At 45.9% G+C, this 17,752-nt stretch carries 9 protein-coding genes; 5 read left to right on the top strand and 4 right to left on the bottom strand.

Annotation, left to right across the window (positions count from 1 at the left end; translation table 11 throughout):
• From ABJ225_RS13050 to ABJ225_RS13035, 4 genes are all read right to left on the bottom strand, one after another.
• Complete coding sequence (locus tag ABJ225_RS13050) at positions 1-8,109, bottom strand: non-ribosomal peptide synthetase (protein ID WP_347320646.1); 8,109 nt, start codon at positions 8,107-8,109, stop codon at positions 1-3.
• A 1-nt stretch (position 8,110) separates the two neighbouring features.
• Positions 8,111-9,361 (bottom strand): beta-ketoacyl-ACP synthase II, encoded by a 1,251-nt coding sequence (gene fabF, locus ABJ225_RS13045; protein ID WP_347320644.1) that lies wholly within the window; start codon positions 9,359-9,361, stop codon positions 8,111-8,113.
• A gap of 183 nt (positions 9,362-9,544) precedes the next feature.
• A complete protein-coding gene (locus ABJ225_RS13040) occupies positions 9,545-11,080 on the bottom strand; it encodes an NAD(P)-binding domain-containing protein (protein ID WP_347320642.1) in 1,536 nt (511 codons plus the stop codon).
• 3 nt (positions 11,081-11,083) lie between these two features.
• Positions 11,084-12,352 carry a cation:proton antiporter gene (locus tag ABJ225_RS13035; RefSeq protein WP_347320640.1) on the bottom strand — a complete coding sequence of 423 codons (1,269 nt, stop codon included), beginning with the start codon at positions 12,350-12,352 and terminating at the stop codon, positions 11,084-11,086.
• A gap of 163 nt (positions 12,353-12,515) precedes the next feature.
• Here ABJ225_RS13035 and ABJ225_RS13030 point away from each other — a divergent pair, with 163 nt between their 5' ends.
• The 5 genes from ABJ225_RS13030 to ABJ225_RS13010 all read left to right on the top strand — a co-directional run bounded on the left by ABJ225_RS13030 (position 12,516) and on the right by ABJ225_RS13010 (position 17,696).
• Positions 12,516-13,214 carry a 4'-phosphopantetheinyl transferase family protein gene (locus ABJ225_RS13030; protein WP_347320638.1) on the top strand — a complete coding sequence of 233 codons (699 nt, stop codon included), beginning with the start codon at positions 12,516-12,518 and terminating at the stop codon, positions 13,212-13,214.
• A 118-nt stretch (positions 13,215-13,332) separates the two neighbouring features.
• Positions 13,333-14,064, top strand: a complete 732-nt coding sequence (locus ABJ225_RS13025; protein WP_347320636.1) for an ABC transporter ATP-binding protein — start codon at positions 13,333-13,335, stop codon at positions 14,062-14,064.
• Positions 14,027-16,510 carry an ABC transporter permease gene (locus ABJ225_RS13020; RefSeq protein ID WP_347320634.1) on the top strand — a complete coding sequence of 828 codons (2,484 nt, stop codon included), beginning with the start codon at positions 14,027-14,029 and terminating at the stop codon, positions 16,508-16,510. Before ABJ225_RS13025 ends, ABJ225_RS13020 begins: the two co-directional genes overlap by 38 nt.
• 23 nt (positions 16,511-16,533) lie before the next feature.
• Positions 16,534-17,031, top strand: coding sequence for a PadR family transcriptional regulator (locus ABJ225_RS13015; RefSeq protein WP_053428500.1), 498 nt, complete (start codon positions 16,534-16,536; stop codon positions 17,029-17,031).
• Between the two features lie 14 nt (positions 17,032-17,045).
• Complete coding sequence (locus ABJ225_RS13010) at positions 17,046-17,696, top strand: hypothetical protein (protein ID WP_142126877.1); 651 nt, start codon at positions 17,046-17,048, stop codon at positions 17,694-17,696.
• The last annotated feature ends 56 nt before the right edge of the window (positions 17,697-17,752 follow it).

Below are 17,752 nucleotides of genomic sequence, written 5' to 3'. Positions count from 1 at the left end.
TTATTCCTTCACCAGGTGCTTAGTTCTTTTGATTTTTTTGATGGTAAGGGGTCCTGTTATCTTCCCTTGTGTATCTAAATAGGCTGCGAGCGAATGCACGGTAGGATACTGGAATACATCCTTCAGCTGGAGCTCCCGCCCTAGACGATCCTGGATGGCTGCCGCCATACGAATAATAAGAAGCGAGTGCCCTCCAAGTTCGAAGAAGTTATCGGTGTTATGAATGTCGTCCCTTTCAATAAGTCCCTTCCAGATCTCCAGAAGAATGGCTTCAGTAGGTGACGCCATCGGGATTGACCCTTCCCTTTTCAAGGGCTTGTACTCTCTCAATTTCCGCCGGTCCACTTTGCCGCTGGCCGTGACGGGCATGTGTGGAACAGGTATGAATTGACTTGGAATCATCGCCATCGGAAGAACATGGATTAATTCCTGTCTGATTGACGGGACGACTTTTTCATTTTCGACATCTACGTAAGCGGTGATAGTCGTCTCTCCGCTGATTTTGTCGTCCAGGACGTAACAGTCATTCACTCCCGTGAGGTTCTTGATTGCCGCTATGATTTCATTCTTGTTGGCTCGAACACCCCGAATTTTGATTTGATCGTCATCCCTGCCATCGATTTGGATCATACCGTTAGGCAGATACCGCCCCAGATCCCCCGTAAAGTACACGGCATCGTGGGGATCATCGCTGAATGCGTTCTGCTTGAACCCATTTTCAGGAAGATTGAGATATCCTTTTGTCCGATAAGGAGTCCTTACCACGATTTCCCCTAGCTCCCCAATCCCGCATAGTGTTTGGGCTTTATTCAGGATATAGAGCTGGGTATCCGGCAGGACATTTCCGATCGGAAGGTGCTCATATTGGTCCACCATCTCTTTCTCTCTCTGGAACCCTTTTGCAAGAGTGGTTTCGGTTTGCCCATACAGGCAGACGATATCCGCACCGCTCCTTGCCTTCCACTGTGAGACGAGATTCTGTGATAAAGGCTCTCCAGCAAAGAAGATACTTTTCAGAGAAGGGAGCCGAGCTTGTGGTGATTCCTTCAACCACTGTGTCGATAGGGAAGGAACGGCATGGCATCTTGTGATCCCTTCCTTATAAAGGAAGTCCATACTACTCTCTCCGTCCCTTGGTATACACAAAGCAGCTCCGCTGATTAAAGGCAGGAAGGCATCCCTCAAATAAACATCGAAGGTGACATTGGTCAAATGAGCGAAGCGGTCCTCTGGTTGGATGTTGAATTCTTCCCTTTGCCAATGGAGGAAGTGACTCAACCCATCGTGAGTTCCGACGATTGCTTTTGGTTTCCCTGTCGTTCCCGAAGTGAAATAGATATAAGCTTCTTCATTCTGCTCCCGGCTCACTCCCGATTCATTCAGAATGTTTTCAGACGATTCACGTAGCAGGTCATCCATATCCACCACTCTGACTTCGGACTGTCCGAACGCTCTTGTGCTGTGGACCGGCATGGTCGAGAGGATCAGAGAAGCACCGGCTTCTTCCAGCATGCTACCTGCTCTTTCTTCCGGGATATTCTCATCGATTGTCATGAAGATGGACCCTGCCTTTAACACCCCTAGGATGCCGACAAGTGTTCGATAACTTTTCTTCCCATAGACGGCAACTACATCCCCTTGAGAAAGTCCGACTGATGACAGAGTATTGGCAAGATGATTGACTGATTCAACCAACTGCCCGTACGTATAATGGATCCCCTTTTCCTCTATTGCCGTACTGTCCGGAGCTTCCTTCGCTCTCCTCTCGATTAACGATGTAACACGAGGATAAGATTGTCCTTGTAGGTCAGCAGAAAGATCCGGTAGGTGTTGATCCCCTGTCACCAACGAAATCTCCGCCACCCTTTGATCGGGATTCTGGATGGAGGATTCCACCCATCTCTTCAATTGGAGGAGAAAAGCGTCCATTCTTGCTTTACTGAATAGATCATTTCGATACGAGAGACTTAAATGGAATCCATCTCCAGTTTCTTCTATATAAAGGGTCATGAAGAATTTTGATTGGATTTCATCCACTTCCACTTCCTTCACTTCGACCCCGTTGATGACATACGTTTTCTGTTCTTCAAAGCTCCGATAATTGATGAGCACATCGAAAAGGGGATTCCGATTCAAATTCCGTTCAGGCTGCACTTCCTCCACGATCTTCTCAAATGGACGATCGCCATGGGTAAACGCGTTTAGGATCGTTTCTTTGCTTTGCAGGAAAAAATCAGAAGAAGTATGGTCCTCATCCACACTCGTCCTTAGTGGAAGTGTGTTCAAATAGATCCCGACCGACTTTTCCAGCTCCTGAAGATTCCGATTGACGACGGGAGTCCCGACGATTATGTCGCTTTGACCAGCCATCCGGGAGAGCAGAGCCGCATAAGCACTGTAAAACACCATGAAAGGAGTCAGCTTCCTGCTTTTGCTGAATGTCTTAATTTCGTCCGATAACTTACCCTCAAGTGTCATGTGGATCGTATGATTCGTCCCTTCATTTTCTATGTGATCAGTCGGTAGTTGCAAAACGGGTACATGTCCTGACAGTTCGTTTTTCCAAAAGGCCATTTGTGCCTGATTCTCTGGGGAATCTTCGTACTCTTTCTGCCAGAGGGTATAGCTCGGATATTGAACGACCTCCGCATCGTCAGTGAGGACCCCTCCCGCATATAACGTCAACAATTCCTCCTTGATGACGTTTAGGGACCACCCATCACAAATGATATGGTGAAAAACGAGGATCAGGGTGCTTTTACCCTTCTCATTCACTACTGTTCCTTTTACTAGTGGACCTCTGGAAAGATCAAATGGCTCTTTGCATTCCGATTGGATGATCTCTTGGATTTCATCGTTGCTCTCGATGATGTTCAATTCTACTGACATTTCGTGATTCACCTGTTGGACAGGCGATCCATTCTTGTTGTGAAAGACCGTCTTCAGAGCGTCATGCCGTTTCATCAACATGTTAATGGAGGCCTCAAGTTTCATGGCGTCGGTATGACCGTCAAATGATAAAACGAGGGGCATATGATAACTGGTGCCCGGATGTAAATGCTCTAAAAACCATATTCTCTTCTGTGCATCCGACAATGGGATTCCTTCCTGATCACCAACTTTGGCTGTCAACCGTTCGTAGTTGTAGGTGGCAGAATCCGATTGAACCAGTGCCTCGGTAAGACCTGAGACAGTCGGTTTCTCAAACAATTGCTTTAGAGGTACCGATGTCGAAAACAGCTTATTCACACTGGACATGATCTGAACGGCAAGCAACGAATGACCACCAAGCTCAAAGAAATTGTCATGTATGCCTATTTGACTCACTTTCAGTTTTTCTTTCCACACCTCAAGCACCCGTTCTTCTTGCCGGGACCTAGGCTCTGCATAGGTGGAATTGAGAACAAGATGTGCTTCTGTTGCTTCTGGAAGCTGATTTCGTGCGACTTTCCCATTGGCATTCAACGGAAATTCAGTTAGTTGGACAAAGAATCCAGGCACCATATAATCAGGTAATTCCAATTGAATAGATTGCTTGATGACGAGTCGGATATCTTCCTGTGCGTCACTCGTGAAATAGGCTGCCAGTCCAGTCTTTTCATCATTCTTCACCACCAGCACCACTGCATCCTTCACACCTTCGACAGCCCGGATCTTACTTTCGATCTCGCCTAATTCAACCCGCATACCCCGTATCTTAACCTGGTTATCCTCTCGTCCTAAAAACATGATGTCGCCTTGTTTTGTGAGGTACCCCCTGTCACCGGTCCGATACATCTTTTCGCCTGCATGAAACGGATCATCCACGAATGAGGTCTTTGTTTTCTCAGGATTGTTCAAGTACCCCCTGGCCAGGCCAATTCCGCTAATATACAGATCACCCGGGACGGCAAACGGAACAGGATTCAAATGTGAATCGAGTACGTAGATTCGATTGTTATCGATTGGTCTGCCAACCGATACAATTTCACTGACGGGCTCGCCTGCACTCTGATAATACGACTTACAATCGAAACAAGTAGAATCAATGGAGACCTCTGTTGCCCCCCACGTATTAAATAAATCCCCAGGCATTTTTTGATAGAATGCCTCCACAAGCTCTGATTTCAATGCTTCACCGCTTGATACAACCACCCTTAATCGGGACAGCTTCGCTTTTTTCTCCTCTGTCATTTCCTCCACGACCATCTGTAGCATACTTGGAACGAATTGCAGAAGGGAGACTTCGTATGTCATCGCATAGTCGAGAATACTGACAGGATCTTTATGCATCCCTGGGGGAATGAGGGCAATGGTGCCTCCCACCATAAGCGGCCAGAAAAACTCGATCGCCGCATCATCGAACGTAAGAGTCGTTTTTTGCAGTGCCACCTCGCCTTCCTGCATGTGGTGCTTGTTCTGCATCCAGCATACCCGGTTCACCCATCCCTGGTGGGTACTGCTTACCCCTTTGGGGGCACCGGTCGATCCTGAGGTGTAATAGACGGAAACCAGGTTGGTCGGCTTCATGGACACACTTGGCTTTGTCTTCTCAAGGCTTTTGATATGCGCGGACTCATTCTCGTAGTTTAGGATTTCGATGGAATCGGATTGAAGGGTCAATGAGCCTACATTGGTCAGACAAATGGTGGCCTTCGCACTCAACAGAATATCCGTCATCCGATTCTTTGGTATGTCTACATCGATCGGCAGGTAGGCCCCTCCCGCTTTTAGAATCCCCAATATACCAATGACCATTTCCACAGAGCGGTTCATGACAATGCCTACAGGGGTGTCAGGCGACACTCCCTTCCTTACGAGCAAACGGGCAAGCTGATTGGCCCTTTCATCCAGCTCTCGGTAGGTCATCTCCATTCCTTCATAGACCACAGCCCTTTGGCCAGGTGTGCGTACTACCTGCTCTTCGAATAACTCATGTAATAGTACATCAGGAAATACGTTTTCTGTATCATTCAGCCCGTGGATGATATGCTTCTCCACATCCTCTGACAGCAGGGATAATTCCGTAAGTGGCGTGGCAGGACAGGAGACCGCAGACCTTAATAATTCAAGGAACATGGATGTAAGGTCGTCCATATGCTCCTGATTGAAAACGTCCGTACGGTATTCCCATTTTCCGATCATTCCCTCCCCTTCATTCTCTAGGAAGAGCGTTAAATCGAACTTTGACGTACCATTCGAAAGCAAGGTAGGTGCACTGATGGTTACATCATCAGCCGAATGGGTGAATTCCGGGAAATTTTGAAACGCAAACATATACTGGAATAAAGGATGTTGCGTCAGTGTCCTATTAGGCTGTACGGCTTCGACAACCTTCTCAAAGGGTACGTCGCCACGTGCAATTGCCTCTAATGTCGTGGCCTTTACTTCAGAAAGCACGTCCAGGAACGTCATCTTTTCATCCAACAGGTCCCGGATTACTACCGTATTCACAAATAACCCGATTGTTCCCTGATCGCGCTCGTCATTCCTTCCGGCAATAGGAGTGCCAACGGCGATATCCTTCTCGTGTGATAAGCGATAAATAAGCAATTTGTACAGGGCAAGCATCCCCATATAGAGGGTGGCACTGTTCGCTGAGCACATTTTTTCCAACTCTTTCAGGAGTTCAGTCGGAATCGGGAATGTGGTGGTCTCTCCTTCATTCGATGGTACCTTCAGTTCCTTCTGAGTTTTGAATAATTTAATTTGAGGGGTGTCTCCTTCAAGCTTCGCCCTCCAGTAGTCCACATCGGCTTGCATTTCTTCGCTATCCACTGCCAGTGCTTGCCGATTGACATAATCCTGATAATCGGACTGTAGACCTTCCTCATGGGGAGCGAATACAGCATGTAAAAATACCGTCTCAGACCATCCATCAAAGACAATATGGTGGAAGTTGTAATAAAAATAATAATGTTCTTCGCTAAGCTTATATAGGTGGAATCGATAGAGATTGTCTCGGGAAAGATTGAATGCAATCATGGCGTCAGCCTTCATCTTCTCCAGGCAGATTGATTCGGCTTCGGGTTCCCCGGACAAATCCGCAAAGTGCAATTCACTCTTTTTCTCCTGGTCTATTACACAAAGAGGTTCCCCTTGCCTGGAAATGAAATTGCTCTTCAATCCCTCCTGACTGGATAGAAGCGCATCCAGCCTTTCTCTTATCTGCTCAGTGTCTATCTTTCCATGCACCTCTACATAACCAGGCAGATTGTACAGATGACTGTCACCTTCCAGTTCATTGATGAACCACAGCCTTTTTTGAGCGTATGACATCGTTTCTCCCAGGCTTCGATTTCCTTTCGGCTCAACCTCTTTCATCACAGGCAGTTGCTTCCTGCCTTCGAAATAGGCCGCCTGCTGCTGGATGGTCGGATACATGAAAATGGTTTGAAGGTCGACTGGAATAGAATAGGTCTCTTTCAGCTTCCTTGATAATCTGGCTGCGAACAGCGAGTTTCCGCCCATATGCAAGAAATGAGTGTCGGTATCGGTGATGGTATGACCCAAATAAGACTCCCATATATTCTTAAGGTCGGCTTCGATCGGGGTCAGTGTTCCAGACACTGGTGACTTAATCATTTGAAAAGGCGAAGGCAACTGCTTTCGGTCAATCTTCCCGTTGGCGGATAAGGGGAATTCGTCCATCGTGACAAAAAAGGACGGAATCTTGTAATCGGGCAAGTATTCCCTTAACGCTTCCCTTAAACGAACGTCATTCCAATTCGCAAAATCCGTTAGCGTTACATAAGCCGTCAAGTAGGCTTGATCCCGTTCTTCATAAGCCGTCACGATACTATGCTTGATACCGGACTGTCTTTCGATGATGCTTTCGATTTCCCCAAGCTCGATTCTCATCCCCCTGATCTTCACCTGAAAATCGTTTCTCCCTATGTATTCAATCGCCCCGTCTGACCTGCGTTTACACAGATCCCCGGTCCTGTACAATTTTTGGCCATGACAGAATGGGTGTTCAATGAATCGTTCCTTCGTGATGTCCGGCCTATGGTAATACCCCTTAGCAAGGCCAGCTCCTCCGATATACAGTTCTCCCTCTTCTCCATCCCGAACAGGATGGCCATCCGCATCCATGATGAATAATTGTGTGTTGCTGATCGGAAAACCGATAGGAACCTGTGAACTGGATGGATCAACGGTACATTTCCACCACGTCACATCGATGGCTGCCTCGGTAGGTCCATATAAGTTATAAAGTTCAGTCTGACCATATAAAGAGAAAAACAGTTTCTCAGTCGGTTTTTTCAACGCTTCCCCACTGCAAATCACCCTTTTCAGAGGGGTACTGAATTGTGGAGATACCCCTTCCAGGAACAACTGGAGCATAGATGGTACAAAGTGCACCGTGGTGATCCCATACTTCACGATTGTCCTCGCCAGATAGTCTGGATCTTTATGTCCCTCCGGTTCAGCGACAACCAATGCTGCCCCCGTCATGAGCGGCCAAAAGAACTCCCATACTGAAACATCAAAGCTGTATGGGGTTTTCTGCAGGATCCGATCATTCTCCGTCAGTTGAAAGTGTTTTTGCATCCATTGCAAACGATTATTCAATGCGAGATGAGTATTCATGACCCCTTTGGGTTTGCCCGTGGATCCCGACGTATAAATGATGTACATTAACCCGTCCCCGAAATGATTAGAAAGGTCTTCCTTCCCCCGGTTATTCCAAAAAGCATCCTCAATGAATAACGGGGTATTCGCTTGTGCTGCCGAAAGAATGATGGACTGCTCGTATGAACTAATGATCACCGGTGCATCGACTTCCTCAAGGAGCTCCAGAATCCGACGGGACGGCAGGGAAGGATCAATCGGAACATAGGCTCCTCCTGCCTTCAGTACGCCAAGCAATACGGTCACTAATTCTACTGATCTCTCTAAACAAATCGCGACCGGATCTTCACGCTTCAACCCTTTTTCTATCAGAACGTGAGCGATTTGATTGGCTCTTTCATTCAACTCCCTGTAAGTGAGTGAAAGAGAATCAGAAAGGACAGCCGGGTTATCTGGTGTTTTCTTCACTTGTTTCTCGATTAACTGATGGATAAGCAGGTCATGGTCCGGGAAGATATCGGATGGACCACTTATTCCATGTATCATGTTCTTCATGTTATTCTCCTCTCTGCCGCCACTTTTTTATGACCAGACACGCATTATGTCCTCCGAAGCCGAATGAATTACTCAGCACATGCTCCACTTTTCGTTTTTGTGCTTTATGGGGAACATAGTTCAAGTCCATCCCCTCATCCGCTTCTTCATAATTGATGGTAGGCGGAATCAGTTCGTTCTGTATGGTCAATACACTGGATATCAGTTCCGCCGCCCCGGCTCCGCCCAGCATATGTCCAGTCATCGATTTGATGGAACTCACCGGTACATCCACCGATTCAGGCCCAAACACCTGCTTAATGGCAATTGTTTCGGTATAGTCATTTAACTTCGTACTGGTTCCATGGGCATTGATATAGTCAATAGCTGCTGGGCTTAATTCTGCATCCGCCAAGGCATTCATGATTGCTCTTCGGGCACCTCGAGCCTCGGGATCAGGCGCGGTAATATGGTAGGCATCCGTCGTGGCACCGTATCCTGTAAGCTCTGCAAGGATCGGTACCCCCCTTTCCAAAGCGGAATCCAATGACTCCAGTACAACCATGCCCCCACCAGCGGCAATGACAAAACCATCTCTTTGCTTATCAAAGGGACGGCTCGCTCTATGGGGTTCTTCATTATGTGTGGAAAGAGCTTTGATTCGGGAAAAGGACGCTAAATCAAGAGGGGTCACTGCCCCCTCTGCTCCTCCCGCCACGATGATATCCGCTTCACCGTACTGGATGCTCCTCATGGCTTCACCGATGGCGTTGGCACTTGCCGCACATGCTGTCACAAAGGCACCACTCTTCCCCCGTGCCCCCAATAAAAGAGATATTTCATTAGCCGGGGCATTGATCAACATTCCCGAGGCCAGATATGGGCTGATTCTTCTTGGACCTTTCAACATGATCTTCTGATAGTTTTCCAGGATCATTTTTGTGCCGCCCATCCCTGAACCGACCAAGACACCCACTCGAAACGGATCCAATTCCCTAAGTGAAAGGGATGCCTGATCAATGGCCTGTCTGGCTGCGGCCATTGCATACTGGGTAAAGGTATCCATCCTGCTTTGTTCCTTTGAAGAAAAATGATCGTCCGGGTTGAATCCTTTTACCTCTCCGCCAATCCGTGTTTGGTAATCAGTGGTATCAAACGACTTAATATAATCAATCCCACTCTGCCCATTTGATATATTCTCCCAAAACGTTTGGATTGTCAGACCTGATGGGGAGATGATTCCCATCCCGGTAACCACGACTCTTTTTTTCATAAGAAGACCCCTTCTTTTATGATTTCTGTTTACATTTTACAAATAGCGCATTTTTCCTACATCCGTATTTTCCGCAACTTTTCCCGTCGCTCTTCTCTCACAGTGGACGGACCCGTTTTCTTTCAGTCGTTTCCATACGAGGCGCAATCAAAATAAAAAAGCCGGAAGCCCGGCTTTTTCTTTTTATACTGGTTGCTTTGCTTCCACGGTCATGATGATCTTCTTGATCTCTGGTAGGTACACGTCTCTGCTAAAGCGTGACTCGAGATGTTCTTCTAAGTTAAATGCGTGAATTCCTCGGTCACCCTTGACTCTGATTACGGGATGGATATGCACGCTCTTATCAGGATCTCCCGGTTCCCTCGGGATACTGAAAGATTCCTGGAATTGATGAATGTCTCCATACTCCATGGTCAGGAAGAGGAGCGACTCATCCTTCATCTCGACGAATTCATTCTTCGTACGGTATCCCAGTGAAATCCAGTTATTATCCTGAAGCTTCAACAATTGCCCCACATAGCCTGGCTGCAACCATAAATCTGGCGACTCATTGAGTTCTTCCAATACATAGTCCTCCACTGGCATGGTCAACGCTTTCGACCTTGAGTCGATGGCACCGGTCTTCTCAGCCAAATGATGGGCAAGAATCTTCGAATTGTATCTGAATCCATGAATGAACCCGCTTGTGGTCGTGGTTCGATAGTCCAACCCATGTGTCTGAGCCCCTGCGAAATAAAGCCCCTCTACTTCCGTCGATTCAAATGTACCACTAATGGACGGAAACTTATTGTGTAGCCAATTGATGTCAAAATCCTTCACTAAGGATTGAAGGCTTGACTTAAACCCGGTTGCTGCCACCACTTCATTGAAGAATAGTGTCTCGACCTCTCCATTTGCGTGAATATACTCAACCGTCACATCAAACCCGTCTTCCACCTTTTCAATGTTACGGATGTGACAGTCCAGCAGGGCAGATTGATGCTTTAACTGATAATTCTCAGCAATGATCGAGTTGACTGCCCTAATGTTTCCTACGTAATGTGTCTTGAACGCAAGCCTAGCTGACGATGGGCTTGCAAGCATAATGACATTGGCTTCATTCAGGATGTCCTGAGCGCATTCCGTCCCGCTATTACCTTTCCCTAAGATCAGCACCCTCTTGTCACGATAATATTCTTTTGCGTGCATATCCTCATACTTCGTCACGAGATCAATCCCTGGTATATCCGGTGTTACGGGTTCCAATCCAGTGGCTACCACAACATATCTGGTCACGAAGACGCCTTTGCTCGTGTTCACCTCAAATAGTCCATCTTCCGTCTTACTGGTGCCCGTCCATTTGGTATTGGTATGAACAGGAAGTTCATACGCTTCAACCAAGTCGTTCAACATATTGACGACGGCTTCCCTCTCAGGATAAAAGTGACGGCTGTAGTTCCTCATCAAGATTTTCTTCTCTTTCGTAATAAGACTGTTCCAATCAAAGCGCTCAGAGAAGCGACTCTCCGGGGCTTTTCCCGTATATAGCTTATTATTACTGATTAGCTTTCCGTGTACAGGGAACTTCGTAAAGGAATGACCTGCTTTATCTGACGCTTCGAGAATGGCGATATTCGGAGTGATGTTTTGTTCCTTGCATAGTTCATAGTAGGTGATGGCCGTCTGTACTCCGCCAGGTCCCCCTCCAATAATCACTACATCATAGATTGATTTGTTCATAAATTATCTCTCCTTCACTTTGTTATATTTGATAAGCGGGAAGACCCGTCGTTTACCTAGATTCATTGAGTAAGAAGCTTTATATAAAGGCATGGCCAACGCAGTGGTGATGATCGCCATCCATACAAGGATGGTAAATAGATTCTGACTGATCAATCCGTAAGCAAGTCCTACATTCAGCACAATCAATTCCATCAGACCCCGCGCATTCATCAGTGAACCTACAGCAGATGCATCTCGCCAGGAATACCCCATGCGCTTCATTACGAACATGCTACTGAAATATTTACTTGTTACAGCAAGCACCAATATAAGAACGAACAGGAGAAAAATGGTCATGGTTAAACCATTGAAATGCGTGTTGATTCCTGAGTAAGCAAAGAAAATCGGGACCAAGAACACAATAACAAAATGTTCCAAGCGTGTTTTAAGCTGTTCTTGGAACTTCTTGCCCTTAGGCATAACCAAACCAAGCATAAATCCTCCAAACACTGAATACACGCCGATAAAGTCAGTGAGTGCAGCAGCGACCAAGACAAGAACCAGAACCAACGCCATATTCGCTTGTGTCAGAAGGCCAGTCTGTTCAACCTTGTCCCCCATCTTCTTGAGTAAGGGTTTCACAACCAGGAATAAGATGAGTGTGAAGATGGTTGTATAGATGATCGTCATGATGCCACCCGTCACTGAGCTGGTTTCGACCAGTGCAATCAGGATTGCCAGGGCAAGCCAGCCTAAGACATCAATAATGCTTGCAGAAAGCAGTGTCGTTGCACCAATCTTGGTATTCAATATGTTCCGTTCTTGCAGGATCCTCGCCAGCATAGGGAATGCCGTCATGGAGAATGCAATTCCGACAAACAATGAGAAGTACAGTGCGTTCCCTTGCGGTTCAAAGTACGTGATGAAAGCGAAGGAAAGGCAAATCCCTGTGAGTAAAGGTACAAAAAATGCAGATACCGCCAGGGAGCCCGCACTAGTAAAGAACTTCTTGTCGTACCCCTTGAAGTTTACTTCGGCGCCCACCAAGAACATATACAGAGCGAGGCCAAGGTTGCTCAGCATATACAAGATGGTTTTAATCTCCGCTGTAAAGAGTGAAGCAAATGCATCCGGTGCGATGGCTCCAAATAGTGTTGGTCCCAACAGGACCCCTGCAATCATTTCCCCCAGAACCCTGGGTTGACCGATCATCAGGCAAAGCTTTCCTACTATCCTTGCTGCTAAAATGATCAGAATCAATACAACCAACAAATTGACAAACAAATGCATATCCGAACTCATATCTATCCTCTCTCCCAGTTACTTTATTCCCCCTGAATATTACATGGGTACCAGATTCCTCACATCAGTAAATAACGCAAACATTCCTTCTACCTATTGGAAATGGTTCTTAAACCGAGTATTTTAATAAGTAACAGGAGGTGGAAAGTGGATGACAAGATCGCATTACACTTTATCGCAAAAGCATGTGCACATTTGGATGATTGATTTGACTATCTCGAGGGATACGAGCGGAGATGTCTTGAGCCGGGAAGAAATGGTTCGTGCTGAACGATTCATTGACCTACAATCCAAAAGACACTATATGACGTGTCGCAGTGCACTCCGGAACGTGCTGAGTTATTACATGGACTTGGCTCCTGAATCCATCATTTTCACATACAACGCCAATGGGAAACCATACATAGCTCCTTCTCAAAATACCCACCAACTTCAATTCAACCTAAGTCATCATGAAGAGGCATGTTGCATCGCCATCACAGCGTCTCAAGAAATCGGAGTGGATATCGAAAGCATGTCAGGACCGTCATTGGAGGACGCCATGGAGATGTTTATCTCTCAAAGCGAAAAGGAAGCACTCCCAATCGTAACCGGTGAACGCTCGACATCACTTATCCATCTTTGGACACAAAAGGAAGCGTTACTGAAGGCCAGGGGTACAGGACTACAATCCGACCCCAAGCAAATACACGGCTATGTGACCCCTTCCTTTCCCCTCATTAATCGACCCCTGGAAGGATATAAATTAAACTCGTTCACTATGGGAACGAGTATCCTCTCCCTCTGTACGGAGCACGACATTCACTACGACATCAAACCTTACAAATCCTTAGAAAACAAAAAAACGTAAAATAGATACAAGGATCTATTTTACGTTTTTTGCATACTGAGTATATACTTTTGGGTATACTCAGTATATATTTAAGTATATACTCAGTATACAATGAACATTCTTTAGGAGGCTAATCATGATATCCGTAAAGGGACTTGAAAAAAGGTATACCATTGGAGATACGGCTTTTACCATTCTGAACAAAATAGATATGCAAGCTGATAAAGGCGAATTCATTGCCGTTATGGGTCCTTCCGGCTCCGGAAAGAGTACCTTCTTAAATCTATTGGGTGGTCTTGACACACCTGAAGCAGGTGAAATCACCGTCAATGGAAAGAATATCCACAGTCTTAATGAAACTCAAAGAACACTATTCCGCAGGGAACATGTGGGATTCATCTTTCAGAACTATCAGCTCCTCCCGAATTTGACGGTAGAAGAGAATGTGTCGTTTCCCATGTATTCTGGCAAAATGGATAAACAGGAGATAAAAAAACAGGTGAATGATTTGCTCAGATCAGTGAGCTTGGAAGGAAAGGAGAAAAACTATCCTTCCCAATTAAGCGGGGGGCAACAGCAACGTGTGGCCATTGCCCGGGCGTTGAGTATGAACCCTAACCTGATATTAGCCGACGAACCTACGGGGAACCTTGATCGTAGGACGGGAACAGAAGTGTTGCGACTGCTCTCTTCCCTTCACCAAAAAAATCAGCTTACCATCATCATGGTGACTCATGACGTCTATGCGGCAAGCTATGCAGATCGAATCATCTTGCTGAAAGACGGTGTAATTGAATCAGATATTCGTCAAACGGAAGGAGCAAATCAGGATGTTATGGCAAACCTCTTGGCGAAACTTAACTCGTAAGAAACTACGTTCTTTCTTGACGATATTGGCCATCGTTCTCGGAATCTCTTCCATGTTTGCCGTTATCAGTACGGTTCAGACCGCGAAACAGGTTACCATGCAGAGGCTTGAACTATACAATGGAAATGCTGACTATTCGATTTTAAGCGAACGTGATGCCTTTCAGGAAGAGGTTTTAGACCTGGTATTGAAGAATGAACAGGTGTCCAGCGCAACTGGATTGATTCATAAGCAAAGTTATATCGAAATGGATTCCCCTGAGCACTCATTGGATCAGAAACGCATGAGACTGACTGGCTTATCAACGTTGGATAATGAGTTACTCTCATTAGATGCCGTTTCAGGTGACATTCATGAAGAGGGCTTGATCCTCCCTGCCACATCGGCAGAAATCCTTGGAATGAAAGTCGGAGACGAGGTCACATTCCGTGTTCCTGATGGAATGAAGGAGATCAAGGTGGCTGCGATTGTGAAGGATACCCCTTTGTTGGAAGGTCCGAACGACTGGGATGATGCAACCAACAGGAATTGGAGGGGAATTGTCCCATTATCCACCCTTCAGCAATGGTATGGCCTTGATCAGCAAATACAAGAAGTAAGAATGCATCTAAATGATCAGTATGCAATGGATCCTGTCGTGAAGGACCTTCATACAGCTCTGCAGCCCTACGACGGGGTTTATCTTCAAAAAATCGTTCTGGACGAAAAGCAATCCAATCAATTGGAAGATCTCTACTTCATGCTTTATGTCATAGGTGGCTTGGCCATGTTCATCAGTGCCTTTATCCTGTACAATACGATATTTGTGTCGATTGTCGAGAGAAAAAACGAAATCGCGGTCATGAAAACAATCGGGTACACTCCCTTCCAGATCAAGAAACTCTTCCTATTCGAAGTATTGATTTTATCCGTCATTGGTTTGATAATCGGTGTGCCGATCGGCTTTGGTTTAGGGAGTGTCTTGCAAAGCGGCCTATTCAGTTCCTTCCAATCCAATATTGACTTCTCAATGGACTATCAGTGGGCACTTGCCGCATCTATCGTTTTAGGAGTAGCCATACCAGTTGTGGCCTCTCTCATACCTGTGACGCAGGCGAGCAAGATTGATATTATCAAGACACTGAAGAAGGTCCCAGCGACGAATACCAACATGAGCAAATGGAGAAGTGTGGCAGGGGGTATCCTCATTCTCTTATCCCTCTTGCTGATCTTCGTCAACAATGTCTTATCGATTGGCTCTTTGTTGTTAGGCTCCGTTCTCTTCTTCCCCCTTATGGTTAAAGGGATCACAACATTGGTTTTGAGATCATCATTATTGGGCTTTGAAGGAAAGATTGCCGCCAACAATGTATTACGAGCTCTGAATCGGTCTTCTAATATGTCCCTTATTCTGGCTTTAGCCATTTGTTTGGGCTTATTCGTTTCTTCGACCTTCACCTCACTTGAAAAGAACATTGATAAAAGTGTTACCCAATCCTTTGGTGGGGATATGCAAGTCACATCTGAACACTCATTAAGCGAGCAGGATGCAGGCAGGATGGCATCAACCAATGGCGTAAAGGATGTTCACCTGTATAAAGAAAGGAATGTCACATGGGTAACAGAACAGCAAACCCGTCAATTCTCCATCATCCGTACCGACGTGGAATGGAATGCCGAGCACCCTCTCTTCCACTCGATTGATACTGAATCCGATAAATGGAAGGATCGATTGAAACAAGGAGGCATCCTCTTAGGCGACTTTGCATACCGGGAGTGGGGAGGTTCTCCAGGAGAGAATATTACGATTGTCATTGACAATCAGGAGCATGAACTTGAAGTGCTGGGTAAGGTGACAACCAATCAGTATGGGGGTTATACCGCATTTATGAGTGGAGATCCATTTGATGAGCTTTTTCCTGGAGTACTCTCCTATAAAGCCTTACTGACATTGGAAGACGGCTACAAAGAAGATTCGATCAAGAATTCTCTAGTCACGTCCTATCCCTTTGATTTCTCTGAGGTACAGACAGTCGATGAGGAAGTCAACAAGCAAGAACGTGCTCTCCCGGGGGTAAAGTCATTATTTAATGGACTTCTCTTCATCGCCATCGTCGTATCCGGTATCGGAATCATCAATACCCTCGTCATGAATGTGATGGAGCGGCTGAGGGAAGTGGCCATCATGAGAGCTGTCGCCTTTACTAGTTTCCAAGTTTACAAAACCATCTTTTATGAAGCGCTTATTATCGGAATCAGTGGGGTGTTGATCGGGATTGCAATGGGCATCTTCACGATTTTCCTGAATGCGGTCACCACATCAGACGAATTGATCGGGTTCACCATACCTGAATCCACGCTCTTACTCAGCATCATCATGGGAATCATCGTCAGCGCATTCGCCTCATTAGTTCCTGCAAGACAAGCGGTGAAACACAACATCAATCAAGCACTGAAACAAGAGTAATATCCTAGGAATGAGGAATCACTATGTCCGTTAAACATGCCATCTTAATCCTATTATCTCAGTCCTCACGACACCGGTACGATTTAAAGGTCTCGTTTGAGTCCATGGTCTATAATCAATGGGAAATCAATGCGGGACAGATCTATACAACGATCGATCGGCTCGTGAGGGATGGCTTTGTTGATGAAATAACTGAAGAAAACACTGATTTACGTATCTACCATCTAACTGAAAAAGGACGTAACGAGATTGACCATTGGCTGCTTGAACCGGTAGAAAAGCCATTGTTGAAGGATGACTTCTATTTCAAGCTATTATGCGCCAAGCAAGTCGACTTCCACAATCTCGAACGCATGGTCAAAGAGCAAAAAGAGTCAATCATTCGTAACATATTGGAGCTCCAGTTGCTTAGAAGGAAAATAGACATCACACCAGAGAACGAAACCATCTTATACCTGATCGACGGGAAGATCCTGCATTTGGAAGCTGATATGAAATGGCTCGATATGTTACCTAATTAACGGGAGGGAAAACCATGGATTTTATTTTGGAACATAAATGGGCATTCTTGATTGCTGCTGAAGTCTTTTTCTGGATCTCGATTCTGAGCTTCCTGGTTGTACGTTATTGGTTCAATATGAAAACATTGAGCATTGTATTTTTCACATTGTTCATCGTAAACGACCTATGGATTGCCACGATGGGCTTCATGGATTACTTGAGAACCGGGAACTTCACCAGCTACCAAGTCGTCATCCTCGTCATCATTGTTTATGCACTCACTTACGGGAAGACCGATTTCAAGCGATTGGATGTTTTCATTCAAAAGAAAGTAGCGAAATGGAAAGGAGAGCCCATTCCGGATTTGTCAGGACCTATTGGACTACATGGCAAAGCAAAGGCCATCCAGGAGATGAAGCATTTTTCGATTCACTTACTGATCTTCGGTGTAATCCATGGCATCCTCTTCTTCCTATTCGGATTATCCACTGAATTTGACCAAATCAACGGATTGAGCCATTTCTTCTCAGAATGGTTTGGTGGTAAGCAGGCTCTGCTCCCATTTGATAACGCGTCGGCAAATAACTTTAGCAGGATCTGGAGCCTTGTTCTGATCATTGACGGTGTCACCTCCCTCTCCTACACTATCTTTCCGAAGAGCGAGAGGAAAACCGTTTCATCATGAATACAACGAAAAACCCCCATCCTCGAAGCGAAGATGGGGGTTTCCCTTATTCAAAA

It is taken from the genome of Rossellomorea sp. RS05, from assembly GCF_039822645.1.
In the GTDB taxonomy this organism is placed as follows: domain Bacteria; phylum Bacillota; class Bacilli; order Bacillales; family Bacillaceae_B; genus Rossellomorea; species Rossellomorea marisflavi_B.
The sequence above is the reverse complement of the archived record's forward strand: the minus strand, read 5'-3'. Positions and strand labels throughout refer to the sequence as shown.

What these genes read in the sequence shown, in the direction of transcription:
- ABJ225_RS13050 (WP_347320646.1), bottom strand. Translation starts at nt 8,109, where the DNA reads ATGAAGAACATGATACATGGAATAAGTGGTCCATCCGATATCTTCCCG.
- fabF (WP_347320644.1), bottom strand. Translation starts at nt 9,361, where the DNA reads ATGAAAAAAAGAGTCGTGGTTACCGGGATGGGAATCATCTCCCCATCA.
- ABJ225_RS13040 (WP_347320642.1), bottom strand. Translation starts at nt 11,080, where the DNA reads ATGAACAAATCAATCTATGATGTAGTGATTATTGGAGGGGGACCTGGC.
- ABJ225_RS13035 (WP_347320640.1), bottom strand. Translation starts at nt 12,352, where the DNA reads ATGCATTTGTTTGTCAATTTGTTGGTTGTATTGATTCTGATCATTTTA.
- ABJ225_RS13030 (WP_347320638.1), top strand. Translation starts at nt 12,516, where the DNA reads ATGACAAGATCGCATTACACTTTATCGCAAAAGCATGTGCACATTTGG.
- ABJ225_RS13025 (WP_347320636.1), top strand. Translation starts at nt 13,333, where the DNA reads ATGATATCCGTAAAGGGACTTGAAAAAAGGTATACCATTGGAGATACG.
- ABJ225_RS13020 (WP_347320634.1), top strand. Translation starts at nt 14,027, where the DNA reads ATGTTATGGCAAACCTCTTGGCGAAACTTAACTCGTAAGAAACTACGT.
- ABJ225_RS13015 (WP_053428500.1), top strand. Translation starts at nt 16,534, where the DNA reads ATGTCCGTTAAACATGCCATCTTAATCCTATTATCTCAGTCCTCACGA.
- ABJ225_RS13010 (WP_142126877.1), top strand. Translation starts at nt 17,046, where the DNA reads ATGGATTTTATTTTGGAACATAAATGGGCATTCTTGATTGCTGCTGAA.